Source organism: Streptococcus sp. 1559 (genome assembly GCF_013276735.1).
Lineage (GTDB): Bacteria > Bacillota > Bacilli > Lactobacillales > Streptococcaceae > Streptococcus > Streptococcus pseudopneumoniae.
The window spans coordinates 1-15,934 of record NZ_VMLO01000031.1 but is presented as its reverse complement, the minus strand read 5'-3'; the positions used below and the strand labels follow the sequence as shown (position 1 = coordinate 15,934).

Annotated in this window: 25 protein-coding genes; 21 read left to right on the top strand and 4 right to left on the bottom strand. The window is 37.1% G+C overall.

Going from position 1 to position 15,934, the window contains the following annotated elements; translation table 11 throughout:
• Positions 1-196 precede the first annotated feature (196 nt).
• Positions 197-403, top strand: coding sequence for a hypothetical protein (locus HT688_RS05495; RefSeq protein WP_000917045.1), 207 nt, complete (start codon positions 197-199; stop codon positions 401-403).
• Positions 387-818, top strand: a complete 432-nt coding sequence (locus tag HT688_RS05490; RefSeq protein ID WP_000379281.1) for a DUF2335 domain-containing protein — start codon at positions 387-389, stop codon at positions 816-818. Before HT688_RS05495 ends, HT688_RS05490 begins: the two co-directional genes overlap by 17 nt.
• A 186-nt stretch (positions 819-1,004) precedes the next feature.
• Here the strand turns inward: HT688_RS05490 and HT688_RS05485 are convergent, their stop codons facing one another.
• The 3 genes from HT688_RS05485 to HT688_RS05475 all read right to left on the bottom strand — a co-directional run bounded on the left by HT688_RS05485 (position 1,005) and on the right by HT688_RS05475 (position 3,635).
• Positions 1,005-1,193 (bottom strand): hypothetical protein, encoded by a 189-nt coding sequence (locus HT688_RS05485; protein ID WP_000109850.1) that lies wholly within the window; start codon positions 1,191-1,193, stop codon positions 1,005-1,007.
• A gap of 665 nt (positions 1,194-1,858) precedes the next feature.
• Positions 1,859-3,025, bottom strand: coding sequence for a tyrosine-type recombinase/integrase (locus tag HT688_RS05480; RefSeq protein ID WP_172923633.1), 1,167 nt, complete (start codon positions 3,023-3,025; stop codon positions 1,859-1,861).
• Positions 3,026-3,179: 154 nt separating this feature from the next.
• Entirely contained in the window at positions 3,180-3,635 is a 456-nt protein-coding gene (locus HT688_RS05475; RefSeq protein WP_001080839.1) for a helix-turn-helix domain-containing protein, read from the bottom strand.
• A gap of 203 nt (positions 3,636-3,838) precedes the next feature.
• Between HT688_RS05475 and HT688_RS05470 the strand changes: the two genes are divergently transcribed.
• From HT688_RS05470 to pta, 19 genes are all read left to right on the top strand, one after another.
• Positions 3,839-4,039, top strand: a complete 201-nt coding sequence (locus HT688_RS05470; RefSeq protein WP_000517337.1) for a helix-turn-helix transcriptional regulator — start codon at positions 3,839-3,841, stop codon at positions 4,037-4,039.
• 70 nt (positions 4,040-4,109) lie between these two features.
• Entirely contained in the window at positions 4,110-4,244 is a 135-nt protein-coding gene (locus tag HT688_RS12005) for a hypothetical protein (protein WP_275689865.1), read from the top strand.
• Positions 4,223-4,651 (top strand): hypothetical protein, encoded by a 429-nt coding sequence (locus HT688_RS05465; RefSeq protein WP_172923632.1) that lies wholly within the window; start codon positions 4,223-4,225, stop codon positions 4,649-4,651. The genes HT688_RS12005 and HT688_RS05465 overlap by 22 nt, the downstream gene beginning before the upstream one ends.
• Before the next feature lie 3 nt (positions 4,652-4,654).
• On the top strand, positions 4,655-4,801 hold the full coding sequence (locus HT688_RS05460) for a hypothetical protein (RefSeq protein ID WP_000438875.1): 147 nt from the start codon (positions 4,655-4,657) through the stop codon (positions 4,799-4,801).
• Positions 4,788-4,937 carry a hypothetical protein gene (locus tag HT688_RS05455; RefSeq protein ID WP_164496824.1) on the top strand — a complete coding sequence of 50 codons (150 nt, stop codon included), beginning with the start codon at positions 4,788-4,790 and terminating at the stop codon, positions 4,935-4,937. Before HT688_RS05460 ends, HT688_RS05455 begins: the two co-directional genes overlap by 14 nt.
• A gap of 150 nt (positions 4,938-5,087) precedes the next feature.
• Entirely contained in the window at positions 5,088-5,354 is a 267-nt protein-coding gene (locus HT688_RS05450) for a hypothetical protein (RefSeq protein ID WP_054388148.1), read from the top strand.
• Positions 5,347-5,562, top strand: coding sequence for a hypothetical protein (locus HT688_RS05445; RefSeq protein WP_119919969.1), 216 nt, complete (start codon positions 5,347-5,349; stop codon positions 5,560-5,562). Before HT688_RS05450 ends, HT688_RS05445 begins: the two co-directional genes overlap by 8 nt.
• Complete coding sequence (locus tag HT688_RS05440; RefSeq protein WP_050261807.1) at positions 5,559-5,816, top strand: hypothetical protein; 258 nt, start codon at positions 5,559-5,561, stop codon at positions 5,814-5,816. Before HT688_RS05445 ends, HT688_RS05440 begins: the two co-directional genes overlap by 4 nt.
• A gap of 14 nt (positions 5,817-5,830) precedes the next feature.
• Entirely contained in the window at positions 5,831-6,103 is a 273-nt protein-coding gene (locus tag HT688_RS05435) for a hypothetical protein (RefSeq protein ID WP_054388145.1), read from the top strand.
• On the top strand, positions 6,100-6,615 hold the full coding sequence (locus HT688_RS05430) for a hypothetical protein (RefSeq protein WP_172923631.1): 516 nt from the start codon (positions 6,100-6,102) through the stop codon (positions 6,613-6,615). Before HT688_RS05435 ends, HT688_RS05430 begins: the two co-directional genes overlap by 4 nt.
• A complete protein-coding gene (locus tag HT688_RS05425) occupies positions 6,608-8,062 on the top strand; it encodes a virulence-associated E family protein (RefSeq protein WP_172923630.1) in 1,455 nt (484 codons plus the stop codon). The genes HT688_RS05430 and HT688_RS05425 overlap by 8 nt, the downstream gene beginning before the upstream one ends.
• Positions 8,063-8,388: 326 nt before the next feature.
• Positions 8,389-8,535, top strand: a complete 147-nt coding sequence (locus tag HT688_RS05420; RefSeq protein ID WP_165778278.1) for a hypothetical protein — start codon at positions 8,389-8,391, stop codon at positions 8,533-8,535.
• A 90-nt stretch (positions 8,536-8,625) separates the two neighbouring features.
• Entirely contained in the window at positions 8,626-9,777 is a 1,152-nt protein-coding gene (locus HT688_RS05415) for a phage major capsid protein (protein WP_240148163.1), read from the top strand.
• Between the two features lie 3 nt (positions 9,778-9,780).
• Positions 9,781-10,611 carry a hypothetical protein gene (locus HT688_RS05410; protein ID WP_138701130.1) on the top strand — a complete coding sequence of 277 codons (831 nt, stop codon included), beginning with the start codon at positions 9,781-9,783 and terminating at the stop codon, positions 10,609-10,611.
• Positions 10,612-11,058: 447 nt separating this feature from the next.
• Positions 11,059-11,310 (top strand): hypothetical protein, encoded by a 252-nt coding sequence (locus HT688_RS05405; protein WP_172923629.1) that lies wholly within the window; start codon positions 11,059-11,061, stop codon positions 11,308-11,310.
• Between the two features lie 225 nt (positions 11,311-11,535).
• Positions 11,536-12,207, top strand: coding sequence for a GTP diphosphokinase (yjbM, locus tag HT688_RS05400; RefSeq protein ID WP_000171679.1), 672 nt, complete (start codon positions 11,536-11,538; stop codon positions 12,205-12,207).
• Complete coding sequence (locus HT688_RS05395) at positions 12,191-13,009, top strand: NAD kinase (protein ID WP_050207566.1); 819 nt, start codon at positions 12,191-12,193, stop codon at positions 13,007-13,009. Before yjbM ends, HT688_RS05395 begins: the two co-directional genes overlap by 17 nt.
• Positions 13,006-13,902, top strand: a complete 897-nt coding sequence (locus tag HT688_RS05390; protein WP_001209995.1) for an RluA family pseudouridine synthase — start codon at positions 13,006-13,008, stop codon at positions 13,900-13,902. The genes HT688_RS05395 and HT688_RS05390 overlap by 4 nt, the downstream gene beginning before the upstream one ends.
• A gap of 43 nt (positions 13,903-13,945) precedes the next feature.
• Positions 13,946-14,920, top strand: a complete 975-nt coding sequence (gene pta / locus HT688_RS05385; RefSeq protein ID WP_000451579.1) for a phosphate acetyltransferase — start codon at positions 13,946-13,948, stop codon at positions 14,918-14,920.
• A 343-nt stretch (positions 14,921-15,263) separates the two neighbouring features.
• Here the strand turns inward: pta and HT688_RS05380 are convergent, their stop codons facing one another.
• A complete protein-coding gene (locus tag HT688_RS05380; protein WP_050971582.1) occupies positions 15,264-15,563 on the bottom strand; it encodes a YbaB/EbfC family nucleoid-associated protein in 300 nt (99 codons plus the stop codon).
• Positions 15,564-15,934: the final 371 nt, after the last annotated feature.

Sequence of the window (15,934 nt, the reverse complement as noted above, 5' to 3'; positions counted from 1 at the left end):
GCTTGATTACGACTAAATAATTTAAAAAAATAAAAGGAAAGGAAAACTTTTCTAAAATGTTTATCTACCCCACAGGACTCGTCCTTGTGGGGATTTTTTTGTTAAAAAGAGTAAGAAACATTGACTTTTTTAAAGAAAGATGTCATAATCAAGTTAATTCAAAAAAATATTATGGAGCGAGTAGGAGGAATTTGGGATGTTAAAAAATACAAAACAACCTCAATACTTTAAGTCTTTTTTACTTGGTATGACAGCAATTGTATTGCCTGTTTTTAGCTTTAACCAGAACATTTCGAAAGTAAAAGCTGATACAGTCCCAGACTGGAAGAAAGTCAAAAGTGATTACAAGAAATCAACGATGGGCATTCAGAAAGAGGTAATGAAATTTGGATACCGAGAATAAAGATTTGATTGAAGTCAATAATATTGTTGATGAAGTCGAGCGCTTACCACATGAACAGCGTCAAGTAGTTTTACAGAAGTTGGAAATCTATCAAGGTGACCTACCTCATCCAGATATTCTCAAAGGATATAAAGAGCTATATCCGGATGCTGCTCAAAAGATTATTGATAATGGTATTGCAGAAAGCCAACATCGTAGAGAGATGGAAGATAAATACTTATCAGGGAATATTGCTTCTCATAAATTGGGACAGTTATTTGGCTTTTTAATCGCCCTCGTTGTTATTATTGGTGGAATTTACTTAATAGCAACAGATAAACAAATTGCAGGTAGTGTCTTAACTGGAACTACTGCATTAGGGCTAATTGGTTTGTTTACAGGGAATAATCAAAATAAAAACAAAGACAAAGAATAATTTTTCACCGCAGGCTCAGGCTTGCGGTTTTTTTATTTTTCAAAAACACACATTTTGAACGATTAGAAAGCAAAATCACAATCCTATTGTTCAAAAAAGCGTTTACATGAAGAATATGGAGAGGAAATCGTGGTGTATTATTGTCAAAAACGGTGTTTTGTTAAAAATAAAAAACAGTGACCGAAATCACTGCTTTTTAAGTTCCTGGGCGTATGTTATCATGCTGATAGCGTGTTTTAGACGCATATTCATAATATCCGATACACCATTTTTATACTTGTCCACGGCCTGAATAGACATGCCACAGTTTTTGCTAATAGCATAGGCTGTGGCGTTGTCTAAAAGCCAGCGGATAGCTTCAATATCTACTGACATATATTACCTCGTAAAATACCAAACTGCAAATAGGAGTAGAAGAAGTCCAATAATAAATTCAACTTTTTCACGCTTGGTGGTTTTTCTAACTTTAAGATTTACTTTCATTGTTTTTCCTGTTATAATTTAAGTACACCCCCGAAGGGGTGGATAGTGATTTTTCACTATCCAAATTCGATGTGCCATTCAAAGCTGATTATAAATAAGTTTATTTTGACTACTAGCTTATTTGTTTTTGCTTTGAGTGGTTTCTTTTTGAACTTAAACATTTCATGTTCCTTTCTACTAGTTTCCTTGTCTAAGGTTTCCTCCTTAACCTTATGTATCCATTATACAACTTTGGTTGCATAATGTCAATAGTTTTGATGGAGTTTTTTTATTTTATTTTTAAAAGACTGTGAGTAATCACGGTTTTCTATTTATAAACTATTAGAATTAAATTGCAACCTTCTCAACTATACGGGCAAAGATGATTGTAAAAATGAATACGAAGATGAATACGATTTAAAAAAACGATGGAAATTAGTGTAAATGATTTTAACGAAAAATAAGTAAAAACTCAACTATTTTGATATGCGCTTTATTTCAAGTCTAGGGGGTAAATTCCCTAGTATAGCGGTATTTGTGGCTTGATTTATAGCCGATTTATAAAATTTGTGGACTTTTTAGGAACTTTTTAATTTTTCAATGGCTTTTTCATAAAATGAAGTAGCGTTTTTCTTGTTGTCTTTGGACAAGTGGCTATATGTATCCATGGTTATTGATATTTGAGAATGCCCTAGCCTTGTTTGTATTTCTTTGTAAGGCAGTCCAGCATTGAGCAAGATACTAGCGTGAGTATGGCGGAAGGCGTGGAATGTTAAACGAGGGCAGTCAGAAAGTTTTAAATGTTTCTCAAGTCTTGACCTAAGCGCCCTAGCGTCTCTATATTCGTCAAAGGAATTAGAAAATACTTTTTTATAAGTCAAGCCTATTTCTCTACCAACTTGCGCTTGTCTATTTTTGTAAAGCCGCAGCATGAGCACCGTCTTATTATCCAAGTCAATTACCCTAATACTTGATTTAGTTTTAGGGGTAGTGATTTCTTTTTCACAGTTTAGAGTCTTATTTACGTCTAGTGTACCGTTTTGTAAGTCAATATCAGACCATTTGAGGGCTAAACATTCACGAATGCGCAAACCAGTCGCTAAAAGCGTCTTATATAGCACCGTATCGTAGAAATTTTTGTAAGTGTTTGGCAGCTGCTCCATATAATTTAAGAATTTTTTTAAGTTATCATCATCCAGATATTTGAGTTTTTGCCCTTCTTTTGCCTTACGACGTGGGACGATAATATCACGGGCAGGATTAAAAGGGATAACTTGCAAGGATACGGCGTATTTTAGTATGCGTTTATTTAGCGAGTTAAGTTGCGGATATTCTTGGTAGCCTTTTCCTAGTTGATTGTACTCTTTTGCCCATTGATTAACTTGCTTTTGAATAACTGGGGGTGTTAGCTTATCTAGTTTGTAGTCTCCAAAGGCTGGAAGTAGATAGTTGTTTAGTCTACTCTTGATTATTGTAAGGGTTGCCTTTTTGACCGTATGGCAGTATGTTTCCAGCCAATTCTCCACCAGTTCGGCATAGGTATTGATTTGAACCGCTTTAAATACTGTAGAGCCGTTTTTTTCAAAGTCTATTTGAGCCTGTAGCGCTTTGTTTCTAAGTTCTCTCTTGGTTCGCCCTGATATAGTCGTCTTGACTTTCTTACCCGTTACGGTATCGATGCCAAGGTAGACGCTAGAGCGATAGACTATTGAGCCGTCTTTTTTAGTATATTCTGTTATTTTCATGGTTTTACTCCTTTTTCCATCAGCAGGCAAGCAAATTAGAAAAGGTTTTGAAGTTTTACCATGCGAGGAGTCACGACAATGCCCCTATTTTCGATTTTAAGCAGTTAGACGGTAAATTGTGCCAGAATAAGAAACAAGGCGGATATGGTGCTTATTATTCGCTTTTTTCTTGGTTTGTAAAATGATATTCATCTTTTTCATCTAATAGAAAGGGATATATCTGGTTTACTCCAAAAGTTTCATCAGAAGAGACTAGCAAGTTAAATATTAGGACTAGATTTCTATCCTTGATTTTCATCTCTTCATCTGATACAAATTGGACAAATCGTTTAAAGCGATTTTCTTGTTTTTTGAAAAGGAGTTTATCAAACTCTTCTAAAGTTGGGAGTTTTTGATGTAATTCTTGAAGTTTCTCCCACTCTTCTTCCTGATTTAATAAATAAGCAAGAGATACACCAAAGTAATCAGCTAGTTGAATAGCATTTTTGAGGGTAATTTGGCTTTCTCCATTTTCCCACCGAGATATAGTTTTTTCATTTATTTTTAAAAAGTTGGCTATTTCTTTCTGAGACTTCTTTTTTTCTTTTCTTAATTCTTTCAATCTATTCATTATTCATAACACCTTTCGTTGCTAATTATAACATTTATTTTAAAAAAAAGACAAAAATGTCTGTAAAAAAATAAAAAAATGCTTGACACAGACAAAAGTGTCTAATATTATAAAACGTGTAAAGGACAAAAATGTCCGTTCTCTCCAACCTTTCACACTTTCAATCTATTTATGGAGGGATATTTTTAGAGAGGAGGAAACCTATGGGGAAATTAAGAGGTTATCGAGTTATGTTAGGACTGACTCAGCAACAAATGGCGGATAAGCTAAAAATTTCTTTGCAGTCATACAACAACAAAGAATTAGGTAAAACGCCATTCAATGACAAAGAACGCCTAACAATCAAGTCAATGGTTGCAGAAATCAAACCAGACATAACAATAGACGAACTATTTTATAGTTAGAAAGGAGCGACACAATCGCAATACTATATTACATCTACAAGATACTCCACTGGTGCTTTACCACTGGGGATTGACAACAAAAAAGTCACTTGCTGAACGTTTGGCGACAGAAGCAAGCGACTGGATCAAGAGTATAGATATTTTTCTATACCTTGATTATAGCATAGAAAGACAAGGTAAACAATGGGAAAGAAACATCAAGTAGTAAAATTTAAAGATATTGCTGAAAAATTACCTGAATTAGAGGGCAAAAACCTAGAAGAAATCGCTGGAGTATTAGGTTATCGCAACTTGGAGAGTTGCAGGGTTAACCTTTACAATCTGAGACAAAACAAGCGTCTAGGATTTGAAGTAGAAAAAGGGGTGTACTCCAAGTTTGAACTCTTGGACGGTACGGTAAAAGAGGAATTGGAAGACAAAGAACTGTCTGAACGTGGTCATTTTTTACAGTCGCTAGACTACTACAAAGTAGCAAAAAACGCCTTTGAAATAGTAGAAGATAAAACAGTAAAAGCAGAAACACGACAAAAAGCAGAGCGTGACATATTGGACGCGATGAAACACATCCCTAAAAAGCACCGCGCTATAATTTACGACATGATGGAGGGCTAACAGATGGAACAATACACAAAAAGAGCAAGCGCCTTGATTATAACTTTTAATCGTGGGGTTATATCTCAAGATGAATTTATCGAAGAATTTACAAAACTAAGAGAAAAGGTAGTAAAAGCAGTAAGTGAGGCAAAGAATGACAAATTATGATAGAGCCAAGCGATTTTACAGCCGTGCAACTTACGCCCTAAGCGATTTTCTCCATGGGCGGATAGATGAACAAGAATTTAGAAAACAATGGCAACGGCTAGCAGATAAAGCCGTAAACGAAATGAAGAAAAACTAAGAAAACCGAAGAGCAGGCAAGCAAATTAGAAAAGGTTTTGAAAAGCATAGAGCGCCAACTCTTTAAACTGGTACTTTCTCACGCTTTCAACTTGGCGAGTCTAAGCGTGAGGATATCCTGGATAGTAAAAGACAAAAAAAGGAAACAAACATGACAAAAGAAGAAATTAAAAATATTTTAGATGAACTAGATGATTTAACATCAGGACTTAACACCGCTGAAAATGCTTTAGAGGCTACTTCTCATTTTTTTAGTAAAAACATGAGCAACCAAGAGAAGGCCTTAATTTTAGCCTTGGAATATAACACGCAAAGCGCCATTTTTAACCTTGCTTATGATTGTCTTATCAATGCAAAGGAAAATCTAGTTAATACTATCAGAATGTACCGCAAAGAATTGGAGGAAAAACATGAATGAACTAGATATAAGCAACACACAGGCTGCTGTCTTAATCGTGGTATTGATTGGCTTACTGCTTTATTTAAACCACCGAGACCGCAAAAAAAGCGCCCAAATAGAGCGAGAAAACCAACAGAGGATAGAAACACCTAGCGAGGATTTAAATCCTGATTATGGGCGATATATCCAGCTTGCAGGGGTAAGAGTTTACGGAGGGATGAAATGAGTTACATAGTGAAGATATACCTTGATAGTGAAAAAATACCAGATGAACCTTATTTTACAAAAGATATTTTTCTAGCTACGTGTATGGACAATGCAACAAAGTTAGCTGTAACTAGGGGCTTGTTGACAAAACAAGCGTTGGATTTAGAAACTAAGACAGCTATCTTGAAAACCCTTGATACAATCATAGAGACTCAAAAAGCTATTTTGCAAGGGGTAGCGAGCGGACAAATAACCTTTGTAAATAAAAGTTAAGGAGGTGGGCGGATATGTTTAGCCTAAGCCGAGAAAGTGAGCATGATTTGACGCATGGCATTCTGGAGGTAGTCGAAAGATACCTGGAAGCACATGAGAAAGCACCGCAGAGACTGACTAAGTTGATAAATAGAATTGAACTCAAAGAGGAATTGAAAATTAGTGACAACACGCTAAATAAGTGGGAAAGTCAGGGGTTAAGACGCTATCAACCGCCAGACGATGGTTCAAGAATGATTTACTATTTAGTGACCGACATCTGGAAGTTTCTGGGGGTGGATGAATGAGAGTGCTTGAGTTAATTCTATCCGCTGAAAAATTACCTTTGTTTGGCTTTCTCAAGTCTAGCCCAACCCAAGTTTGGAAGAATGGCAATCACTATAAATTTATCTATTTTGAGCCAATAGGCGAGGGTTTGACGGCTTTTCACTACAAAGGCTTGTATGTGGCAGTTAAAGACGAAAGCGAAGAAGTAAAGGGCTGGGAATTGGCCAGAGATTTAGAAATAGGTTTGGCTAGTCCTGACTTGCTGACGATTCTGAAAGAATTAGAGGTAAACAAATTGACAGAGCAACGGCAGGGGCTTGGAGTGGAGTTAAAGGGTTGGATTTTTGACCTGATTTGTAACGGGATTTATACCAGATATGAGACTTCGCTTTTTGTCCGCTTGTTATTTGTCAATGGCTACAGCTTTAGTCAACTGGTGGACTTGTTTTCTGCAATCGTTAAACGCAAAGACCTAGCAAGCTATTTCCTAGAAGTAGCAAGGATATTTTATAAGGAGGTGGCTTTTGAATAGCAATGACATTGTAAATAAAATCATTGAAGAAGATCAGCAACAAGCACCGCCTGAAGTGGTGGACTTGACTCAAGCAAGGGAGACCGATGAGAAACACAATAGCCTGAACTTGGCAAAAAGAGCAAGAGGCGACGGCTTTGCAGTCAACTTGGCCAATCTCAAGAAGATTTTGAACGGAGATAGCAAGCTAAAAGGGGCTATACAATACAACGTCTTTACTTATGAAATTGACGTGACTAGACCAATGAAGCTAAACGGTAGAACCCTGAGCGGTGCAATCGATGACCTGATTATCAGAGAGATTAGGGCTTATATTGCTACCAAGTACAAGCTTGACTATAAAAAGCATGACATAGCGGATATTTTGGAAGTGGTGGCTGGAGAACACAGCTATAACCCCTTAAAAGACTATCTGGAATCTTGCGAAAGTGAGTATAAAGAGTTAGTGAATCAGCGCGATCCCTTTGATATTTTAAGGCATTATCTCAATATCAAGGATGATGAATATAACCGTATTATCATGGATTTGTTTTTCCGTGGAGCGGTTGCCAAGGTGTTTGACTCCACCGTTAAGTTTGACTTTGTGCTGGACTTGACTGGACGGCAGGGAGTAGGAAAAACCCAATTTTTTGAGGGGCTTTTCACTCACAAGTATTTTACCACCATTGAGACCTTCACAGACAAAGATGACAAGGCTAGAATGGTCAGAAACTGGTGTGTATTTGATGATGAGATGGTGGCCAGCAAAAAGGCTAGTTTTTCAGAATTGAAGAAATTCATCACAGAAACCAAGCTAGAGTTTAGACCGCCTTACGCCTCCAGTGATAGGCGACTGCCTAAGAGTTTTATTATCGTGAGGGCGACCAATGACCATGATTATTTGAACGACCTGACAGGAGAAAGGCGCTTTTTAGTTGCGGAAGTCCACAAGGACACCGCCTATAAGGGCAGGAAGTGGACAGAGAAAGACCGTAGAGCCTTTTGGGGTGCTATGGTGATGGCTTGGAGAGCTAACCAAGTCTTGAACCTGACAGACGAGCAAGAAAAGCTAGTAAATGAGGTTAGAAGCCGTTACAAGTTTGTAGATGAAACCCTTGAGGATTTGGAGCGCTATTTAGGCACTCCTTACCCAAAAAGAATGTATCAGTTCCCCCCGACAGATAGAACAAGATATTATTACATTTACGACATGATAAATCATGGCTATCATATGGGCGCAAACGGTGTAGAAATTACCCTAGATATTGAAAAGTATGGGGAACTAGTGGAACGTGACAAGATGGCTATTAATTTATTTTTCACAGAGGTATATCCGGATAAGATACCGAACGTAAAGGATAAAAACAAGATTAAAAAAATCATGCAAAGTAAAGAGGATTGGGAAGCAAGGGAGTCCTTGCGATTTGGCAAAAGTATCAAACGCGGATTTGCTAAAATAAAAAAATAAAGTGTAGACAGTGTAGCCAAAAGATAAAAAAACGGCTACGCTGAAAACCCTTGATACTGTAAGGGTTTCAAAGAGGTGTAGACAAGACAAAAAAAAACGGCTACACCCCTAAACCCTTGATATTACTGAATTTTTAATATAAATGTAGCCAAAATATATATTTTATAAAAGTATATATAATTAAATACCTAATACGTTATTTATATATTTTTTTTGAGATGAAACGGCTACACGGCTACACAAGGCGAAAACCCTTGGGGCTGTAAGGCGGAATGCGTAGCCGCTAGATATTCAAAAATGGCTACACTTTTGGAAAGTGGGGGAAAATGGAACAATTACATAAAGGTTGGATTTATTTCCTAAACCGTGGTATAATTAAAAGTATAAAGTTACCAGAATATGGTGACATTAGATTGAAAATTGTAGATGGTGTTGTGACCATGGTAGAAACCAAAACACAACAAAAATTTTAGACACTGACTTGAAAACAAGAGGTAGGACATAAGACGTAAAATGCGTTTTTTGTTCTACCTTTTTGCTTAGAATGAGAGGAAATAAAAAATATGGTTATGAGACTTGAAGGACAAACAAAAAAGGAATACATGCAAGCTAGAGAAGCGTTTATGAATGCAGTGAAAACTAATGCTCCACAAGAGCAGCAAACAAAACTTTATAGTAATATGTTAGACGCACTACAAGAGCATATGATTGAAGAAGCTAAAACTGCATCATATTCAGGAGATGGCTTTACATCACAACCTAATACTTTAAAGGGCAATGAAATGGTATTCTTCAATGAATTTGATAAGAATATCCCTAAAGGGGTGGAAAAACTTCTCCCAGAGGAGACGATTGACAGAATTTTTGAAGATATAAAATCAGAACATCCCTTGCTTGAAAAAATCGGGCTGAAGAATCTAGGAATCCGACTAAACTTTTTAACCTCAGAGCGTAGTGGCGGAGCAGTTTGGGGGAAGGTTTTTGGAGAAATCAAAGGGCAATTAAAAGCTAGTTTTGGAAGTAAACAAGATATCCAGCATAAGTTAACGACTTTCATCGTGATCCCGAAAGATTTTAAAGAACTTGGACCGATTTGGATCGAAAATTTTGTAAGAACTCAATTAACAGAAGCTTTTGCAGTAGCATTGGAAGAAGCGTTTTTAAACGGCGATGGTGATAATAAACCTCTAGGGCTAACAAGAAAATTGACGGGAGTAGCCCAAGATTCAAATATTACTTACCCTAAAAAAGAAAAACAAGCTTTAAAACTAACTTTTGAAAATCCTAAAGAAACTGTAAACCAGGTATCAGAGATTTTTAAATTTCATTCTGTAAAAGCTGATGGAGTTAGTTTTGTCGATACAACTAATAAGATTGTCCTTGTCGTGAATCCCTCAGAAATCTGGGAAATCGAGAAGAAACTAATTAACTTTACAGATAGCGCAACTTACAACAAGGCGGTACCTCTAAATTTACAAATCGTTCCTTCAATCTCTCAAGAAAAAGGGAAGGCGACTTCTTTCATTCAAGGGCGCTATGATGCGGTTTTAGGTGGAGGAATTAACTTACAACGCTATCAAGATACACTAGCGCTTGAAGATATGGACCTCTATATAGCTAAACAATTTGCTTATGGCAAGGCCCATGATGAAAAGTCCGCTGCTATCTGGGAGTTTGATTTCTCAAAAAATCAAGCGCCAGGTATTGGAGGTTAATCGATGAATAGCACTGAAGTTATTAATCTCTTCCTTTTGTATCAAGACTATAATCTAGTTTATGTCAATCCATTTCATGAACTCATGAAGAATCTTTTTCATAAAATGAATGAACCAGAAGCTGCAGAATTCTTTAGTAAGCAAGAGGAAGTTAAAAAAGAAATACTGAACGAAATTGAAGAGTATAAACAAGACTACACTTTGATTTTAAGTGATATATTTCTGACAACACGTCAAAAAGAAAATCAGTTAGAAAATAAATTTAAACAGCGAGAAAGAGCCATCAGGGAAAAGTCATTAGTATATTTTAAAGACTGGAAGGAGTTTTCTCAGAACAAAATTTCACCTTTAATTACTGAGATGCTATCAATACTACATGAAGAAAATAGTCTTTATCGTTCTAATATCTTTGAGTTTTTAGAAAAGCTAAAAAGCTTTTATACTATCGAATCTCACGAAGTAACTACTGATGGATTTTTGAGAAGTAAACTCTTAGAGGAATATCAATTCAAGAATGTTGATAAGAAGTTTAAAGATAAATATTACTATATCAACAAAGGACAACAACAATACTATGAACAGGCCATTGTTGAAGAGTTGGAACATTACAATCTTTCTACTGACATGGTTTTGTGGAATGATTTGCTTCTAGAGGAGTTAGTACAAGACGGTAAAATCACGGGACATAGTATTGAAGAATTTACAGAATATATCTCTGGAGTGGTAGATGATTTTATAGATCGAAAAGAGCAAGAACTTATTAAACAAAGGGGAGTTTTTAATGACTTACCAGAGAAAAAGAGAAATATTATTTCTAGATTCTTTGGGCAATAAACAAAATGAAGATAGGCGCAAACCTATCTTTTTTTGTAGAATATTGAATTAGACATAACGAGTCAAACGCTAATTCATTTAGGGGATTACTGCATATCCTTATTGTATCAGGCTTTTAGGCGATTGTCTGAATTAGACAGAATGTAAGATATGACTAATTCATAACTAAAATTATAGTATGAATTCCCTGTTTTAAAGTAATGATGAACTCATATAACAGTATCTTATAAAACGCTTGATAGAGTAAGGGACTAGCTTGGCGAGTAAATTCAATAGAATGTGTAAAACAATGAATTGGTAATTAAAATTATAGAAAGAATATGTAAAGAAACTGACTCAAAAGACAAGATTAGACACAGGAAATAAAAAAGAAGTTTTTAAAGATATTGTGTAATTTTTAAATTTTCTTAAACACCCCCCGGTCAAAAAAATCGGAAATTTTCAAAGATGTCGGTAAGCGGTCTGCACTCGACTGTCCAAATTTTTAATAAAAAATTAAAGGGGGTGGGGGGGAAGTCTGAAAAACTTACTGAAAAAGAGAAAATAGCAACTTTTTATGTTATACTTGTACCAGGTAGAGAGAAACAAAAAAAAAGCACGTTTGACCGTGCTAGTTTCTTGCCTGCTGAACTCATCGATTTATTGCCCTTTTGTAGGGCTTTTTTTGTGGACTTTTTAAGAATTTTTAAGACCTTTTAATGATATTTAATCAAATGTGATTTTTCAAAAAATCAGTAATATCAAGGGGTTAGGCGCTATATTGAGGTGTGAAATGATGCCTAAGTCAAATTATTTACAAGTGATGATAACTATTTGTAAACGTTTTTCACTTATGGTATAATAAGCATTGTATTTATTGTATATGAATCTGGAGAAAAAATCAAAGATATTTTTGAAGGATAATATGAGAATAAGGGAGAATATATGACCTTAGAATGGGAAGAATTTCTAGATCCTTACATTCAAGCTGTTGGTGAGTTAAAGATTAAACTTCGTGGCATTCGTAAGCAATATCGTAAGCAAAATAAGCATTCTCCGATTGAATTTGTGACCGGTCGAGTCAAGCCAATTGAGAGTATAAAAGAAAAAATGGCCCGTCGTGGTATTACTTATGCGACCTTGGAGCACGATTTGCAGGATATTGCTGGTTTGCGTGTGATGGTCCAGTTTGTAGATGACGTTAAGGAAGTAGTGGAGATTTTGCACAAGCGTCAGGACATGCGAATCATACAGGAGCGAGATTACATTACTCATCGAAAAGCATCAGGCTATCGTTCCTATCATTTGGTAGTAGAATATATGGTTGATACCATCAATGGAGCCAAGACTATTTTGGCAGAAATTCAAATACGTACCTTGGCCATGAATTTCTGGGCAACGATAGAACATTCTCTCAACTACAAGTACCAAGGGGATTTCCCAGAGGAGATTAAGAAGCGACTGGAAATTACAGCTAGAATCGCCCATCAGTTGGATGAAGAAATGGGTGAAATTCGTGATGATATCCAAGAAGCCCAGGCACTTTTTGATCCTTTGAGTAGAAAATTAAATGACGGTGTAGGAAACAGTGACGATACAGATGAAGAATACAGGTAAACGAATTGACCTGATAGCCAATAGAAAACCGCAGAGTCAAAGGGTTTTGTATGAATTGCGAGATCGTTTGAAAAGAAATCAGTTTATACTCAATGATAGCAGTCCGGACATTGTCATTTCCATTGGTGGAGATGGCATGCTCTTATCGGCCTTTCATAAGTATGAAGACCAACTTGATAAGGTACGCTTTATCGGTCTTCATACAGGACATCTGGGCTTTTATACCGATTATCGTGATTTTGAGTTGGATAAGTTAATGACCAATTTGCAGCTAGATACCGGAGCAAGGGTTTCTTACCCTGTTCTAAATGTGAAGGTTTTTCTTGGAAATGGAGAGGTCAAGATTTTTCGTGCCCTCAATGAAGCCAGCATCCGCAGGTCTGATCGAACCATGGTGGCAGATATTGTCATCAATGGTGTTCCCTTTGAACGTTTTCGTGGAGACGGGCTAACAGTTTCAACACCGACTGGTAGTACGGCTTATAACAAGTCTCTTGGCGGTTCTGTTTTACACCCTACCATTGAAGCTTTGCAATTAACGGAAATTGCCAGCCTCAATAATCGTGTCTATCGAACGCTGGGCTCTTCCATTATCGTTCCTAAGAAGGATAAGATTGAACTCATTCCAACGAGAAATGATTACCATACCATTTCGGTTGACAATAGCGTTTATTCTTTCCGTAATATTGAGCGTATTGAGTATCAAATCGATCATCATAAGATTCACTTTGTCGCGACTCCTAGCCATACTAGTTTCTGGAACCGTGTTAAGGATGCCTTTATCGGCGAGGTGGACGAATGAGGTTTGAATTTATCGCAGATGAGCATGTCAAGGTTAAGACCTTCTTAAAAAAGCACGAGGTTTCTAAGGGGCTTCTGGCCAAGATTAAGTTTCGAGGTGGGGCTATTCTGGTCAATGACCAACCACAAAATGCAACCTATCTATTGGATCTTGGGGACCGCGTTACTATCGATATTCCCGCTGAGGAAGGCTTTGAAACCTTGGAAGCTATCGAGCGCCCACTGGATATTCTCTATGAGGATGACCACTTTCTAGTCTTGAATAAACCCTATGGAGTTGCCTCTATTCCTAGTGTTAACCACTCCAATACTATTGCCAATTTTATCAAGGGTTACTACGTCAAGCAAAATTACGAAAATCAGCAAGTTCACATTGTGACCAGGCTTGATAGGGATACTTCTGGCTCGATGCTCTTTGCCAAGCACGGCTATGCCCATGCACGATTGGACAAGCAGTTGCAGAAGAAGTCCATTGAAAAACGCTACTTTGCTTTGGTTAAAGGTGATGGACACTTGGAGTCAGAGGGGGAAATTATTGCCCCGATTGCGCGTGATGAAGACTCCATTATTACCAGACGGGTGGCTAAAGGTGGAAAATATGCCCATACTTCCTACAAGATTGTAGCTTCTTATGGAAATATCCACTTGGTCGACATTCGGCTGCACACTGGTCGAACCCACCAAATTCGAGTCCACTTTTCTCATATTGGTTTTCCTTTGTTGGGCGATGATTTGTACGGTGGTAGTCTGGACGACGGCATCCAACGTCAGGCCCTGCATTGCCATTACCTATCCTTTTATCATCCATTTTTAGAGCAAGATTTGCAGTTAGAAAGTCCCTTGCCGGATGATTTCAGCAACCTTATTACCCAGTTATCAACTAATACTCTATAAAAACTGTTTCAGAGTATAATTATTATCTTAAAGGAGAAAACTCATGGAAGTTTTTGAAAGTCTCAAAGCCAACCTTGTTGGTAAAAATGCTCGTATCGTTCTCCCTGAAGGGGAAGAGCCACGTATTCTTCAAGCGACTAAACGTTTGGTAAAAGAAACAGAAGTGATTCCTGTTTTGTTAGGAAATCCTGAAAAAATTAAAATTTATCTTGAAATTGAAGGGATCATGGATGGTTATGAAGTCATTGACCCTCAACATTATCCTCAATTTGAAGAAATGGTTGCTGCCTTGGTGGAGCGTCGCAAGGGCAAAATGTCTGAAGAAGATGCACGCAAGGTTTTGGTTGAAGATGTAAACTACTTTGGTGTTATGTTGGTTTACTTGGGCTTGGTTGATGGAATGGTGTCAGGTGCGATTCATTCAACTGCTTCAACAGTTCGTCCAGCCCTACAAATCATTAAAACTCGTCCAAATGTAACTCGTACTTCAGGTGCCTTCCTCATGGTTCGTGGCTCTGAACGTTACCTATTTGGAGACTGTGCTATCAACATCAATCCAGATGCAGAAGCTTTGGCTGAAATTGCCATCAACTCAGCAATCACAGCTAAGATGTTTGGAATCGAGCCTAAAATTGCTATGCTAAGCTATTCTACTAAAGGTTCAGGTTTTGGTGAAAGCGTTGATAAGGTCGTTGAAGCAACTAAAATTGCTCACGACTTGCGCCCTGACCTTGAAATCGATGGTGAGTTGCAATTTGATGCAGCCTTTGTTCCTGAAACTGCAGCTTTGAAAGCTCCTGGAAGTACGGTAGCTGGTCAAGCAAATGTCTTCATCTTCCCAGGTATCGAGGCAGGAAATATCGGATACAAGATGGCTGAACGTCTTGGTGGCTTTGCGGCAGTAGGTCCTGTTTTGCAAGGTTTGAACAAGCCTGTTAACGACCTCTCTCGTGGATGTAATGCAGATGATGTTTACAAGTTAACCCTTATCACAGCAGCTCAAGCAGTTCATCAATAGTGAAAACTATAAAGCGATATACTATGCTATACTGTAGTTATGAAACTATGTACGAAAAGCACTGCCATTAACTCCTGAGAACTAAATTACTGATTGGTGTCAAAAAGGACAACTTCCAAGCGATGATATCCTGTCTATATACGACCTATAGAAATCTGTAATATACATGTCCGTAAAACGATAAATTCCCTTTTTGATTTTAAATGAGTATGAAAAGAGAATTTTTTCATGAGAAAACGCATAATATTGAGTGTTTTGACACCTGCTATTATGCGTTTTTTATAATTTTTGCACCTTTCTTAGCCTTTGTTATCGACAAGTATTGTTTTCTAGCTTCTTGTTTTTAGAATGGCAATTTCCCAGCGAAAGCACCCAGTTTTTTCTTGGTAGTTTTATCGATTTGTTCAAGAGCAGAGTTGATGGCTTGAACGGTCATATCAGAAAGAGTTTCAAGGTCCTCTGGGTCAACGACAGCTGGATTAAAGTCAATGCTGACAACTTTCTTATCTCCAGTTAAGGTCGTTTGGACAAGGTCTTGAGCAGATTTGCCAACAAATTGCATGGCAGCAAGTTCGGCCTGGCTTTGTTCCATTTGTTTTTGAAGTTTTTGTGCTTGACGCATCATGTTTTGCATGTTCATCATAAGATTTCTAAAGTTCCTTTCATCTCAAGGGGATAATCCTTGTTGTTAACAAGTGCCTGATTTTCTCTCCTAATTGTTATTAGTAGCATAGCCATCAAGCCCAAGTATTGATTTTATTATACCATTTTTTTAAGACATAGTCTTTTATTGGTGAGAGTTATTTATATCAAGGAGTGATTAGAAATAAATTAAAATAATTATTTTTGTTAAGAGGGGCTCTATTCTAGTTTCATGGAAATGATTTTACTAAAGGTTTGTATGCTTTGTCTACAAACATGTTACCTCTATCTATTTTCGGATAAATAGTTGTCTATTATTATTTTTATGCTAATAGTAAAATCTAAATGGTAGCCTCCCGACTTTATCACTTA

Coding starts and splice junctions, on each gene's coding strand:
- HT688_RS05495 (WP_000917045.1), top strand. CDS start 197: ATGTTAAAAAATACAAAACAACCTCAATACTTTAAGTCTTTTTTACTT.
- HT688_RS05485 (WP_000109850.1), bottom strand. CDS start 1,193: ATGTCAGTAGATATTGAAGCTATCCGCTGGCTTTTAGACAACGCCACA.
- HT688_RS05480 (WP_172923633.1), bottom strand. CDS start 3,025: ATGAAAATAACAGAATATACTAAAAAAGACGGCTCAATAGTCTATCGC.
- HT688_RS05475 (WP_001080839.1), bottom strand. CDS start 3,635: ATGAATAGATTGAAAGAATTAAGAAAAGAAAAAAAGAAGTCTCAGAAA.
- HT688_RS05470 (WP_000517337.1), top strand. CDS start 3,839: ATGGGGAAATTAAGAGGTTATCGAGTTATGTTAGGACTGACTCAGCAA.
- HT688_RS05465 (WP_172923632.1), top strand. CDS start 4,223: ATGGGAAAGAAACATCAAGTAGTAAAATTTAAAGATATTGCTGAAAAA.
- HT688_RS05460 (WP_000438875.1), top strand. CDS start 4,655: ATGGAACAATACACAAAAAGAGCAAGCGCCTTGATTATAACTTTTAAT.
- HT688_RS05455 (WP_164496824.1), top strand. CDS start 4,788: ATGACAAATTATGATAGAGCCAAGCGATTTTACAGCCGTGCAACTTAC.
- HT688_RS05450 (WP_054388148.1), top strand. CDS start 5,088: ATGACAAAAGAAGAAATTAAAAATATTTTAGATGAACTAGATGATTTA.
- HT688_RS05445 (WP_119919969.1), top strand. CDS start 5,347: ATGAATGAACTAGATATAAGCAACACACAGGCTGCTGTCTTAATCGTG.
- HT688_RS05440 (WP_050261807.1), top strand. CDS start 5,559: ATGAGTTACATAGTGAAGATATACCTTGATAGTGAAAAAATACCAGAT.
- HT688_RS05435 (WP_054388145.1), top strand. CDS start 5,831: ATGTTTAGCCTAAGCCGAGAAAGTGAGCATGATTTGACGCATGGCATT.
- HT688_RS05430 (WP_172923631.1), top strand. CDS start 6,100: ATGAGAGTGCTTGAGTTAATTCTATCCGCTGAAAAATTACCTTTGTTT.
- HT688_RS05420 (WP_165778278.1), top strand. CDS start 8,389: ATGGAACAATTACATAAAGGTTGGATTTATTTCCTAAACCGTGGTATA.
- HT688_RS05415 (WP_240148163.1), top strand. CDS start 8,626: ATGGTTATGAGACTTGAAGGACAAACAAAAAAGGAATACATGCAAGCT.
- HT688_RS05410 (WP_138701130.1), top strand. CDS start 9,781: ATGAATAGCACTGAAGTTATTAATCTCTTCCTTTTGTATCAAGACTAT.
- HT688_RS05405 (WP_172923629.1), top strand. CDS start 11,059: ATGTCGGTAAGCGGTCTGCACTCGACTGTCCAAATTTTTAATAAAAAA.
- yjbM (WP_000171679.1), top strand. CDS start 11,536: ATGACCTTAGAATGGGAAGAATTTCTAGATCCTTACATTCAAGCTGTT.
- HT688_RS05395 (WP_050207566.1), top strand. CDS start 12,191: ATGAAGAATACAGGTAAACGAATTGACCTGATAGCCAATAGAAAACCG.
- HT688_RS05390 (WP_001209995.1), top strand. CDS start 13,006: ATGAGGTTTGAATTTATCGCAGATGAGCATGTCAAGGTTAAGACCTTC.
- pta (WP_000451579.1), top strand. CDS start 13,946: ATGGAAGTTTTTGAAAGTCTCAAAGCCAACCTTGTTGGTAAAAATGCT.
- HT688_RS05380 (WP_050971582.1), bottom strand. CDS start 15,563: ATGATGAACATGCAAAACATGATGCGTCAAGCACAAAAACTTCAAAAA.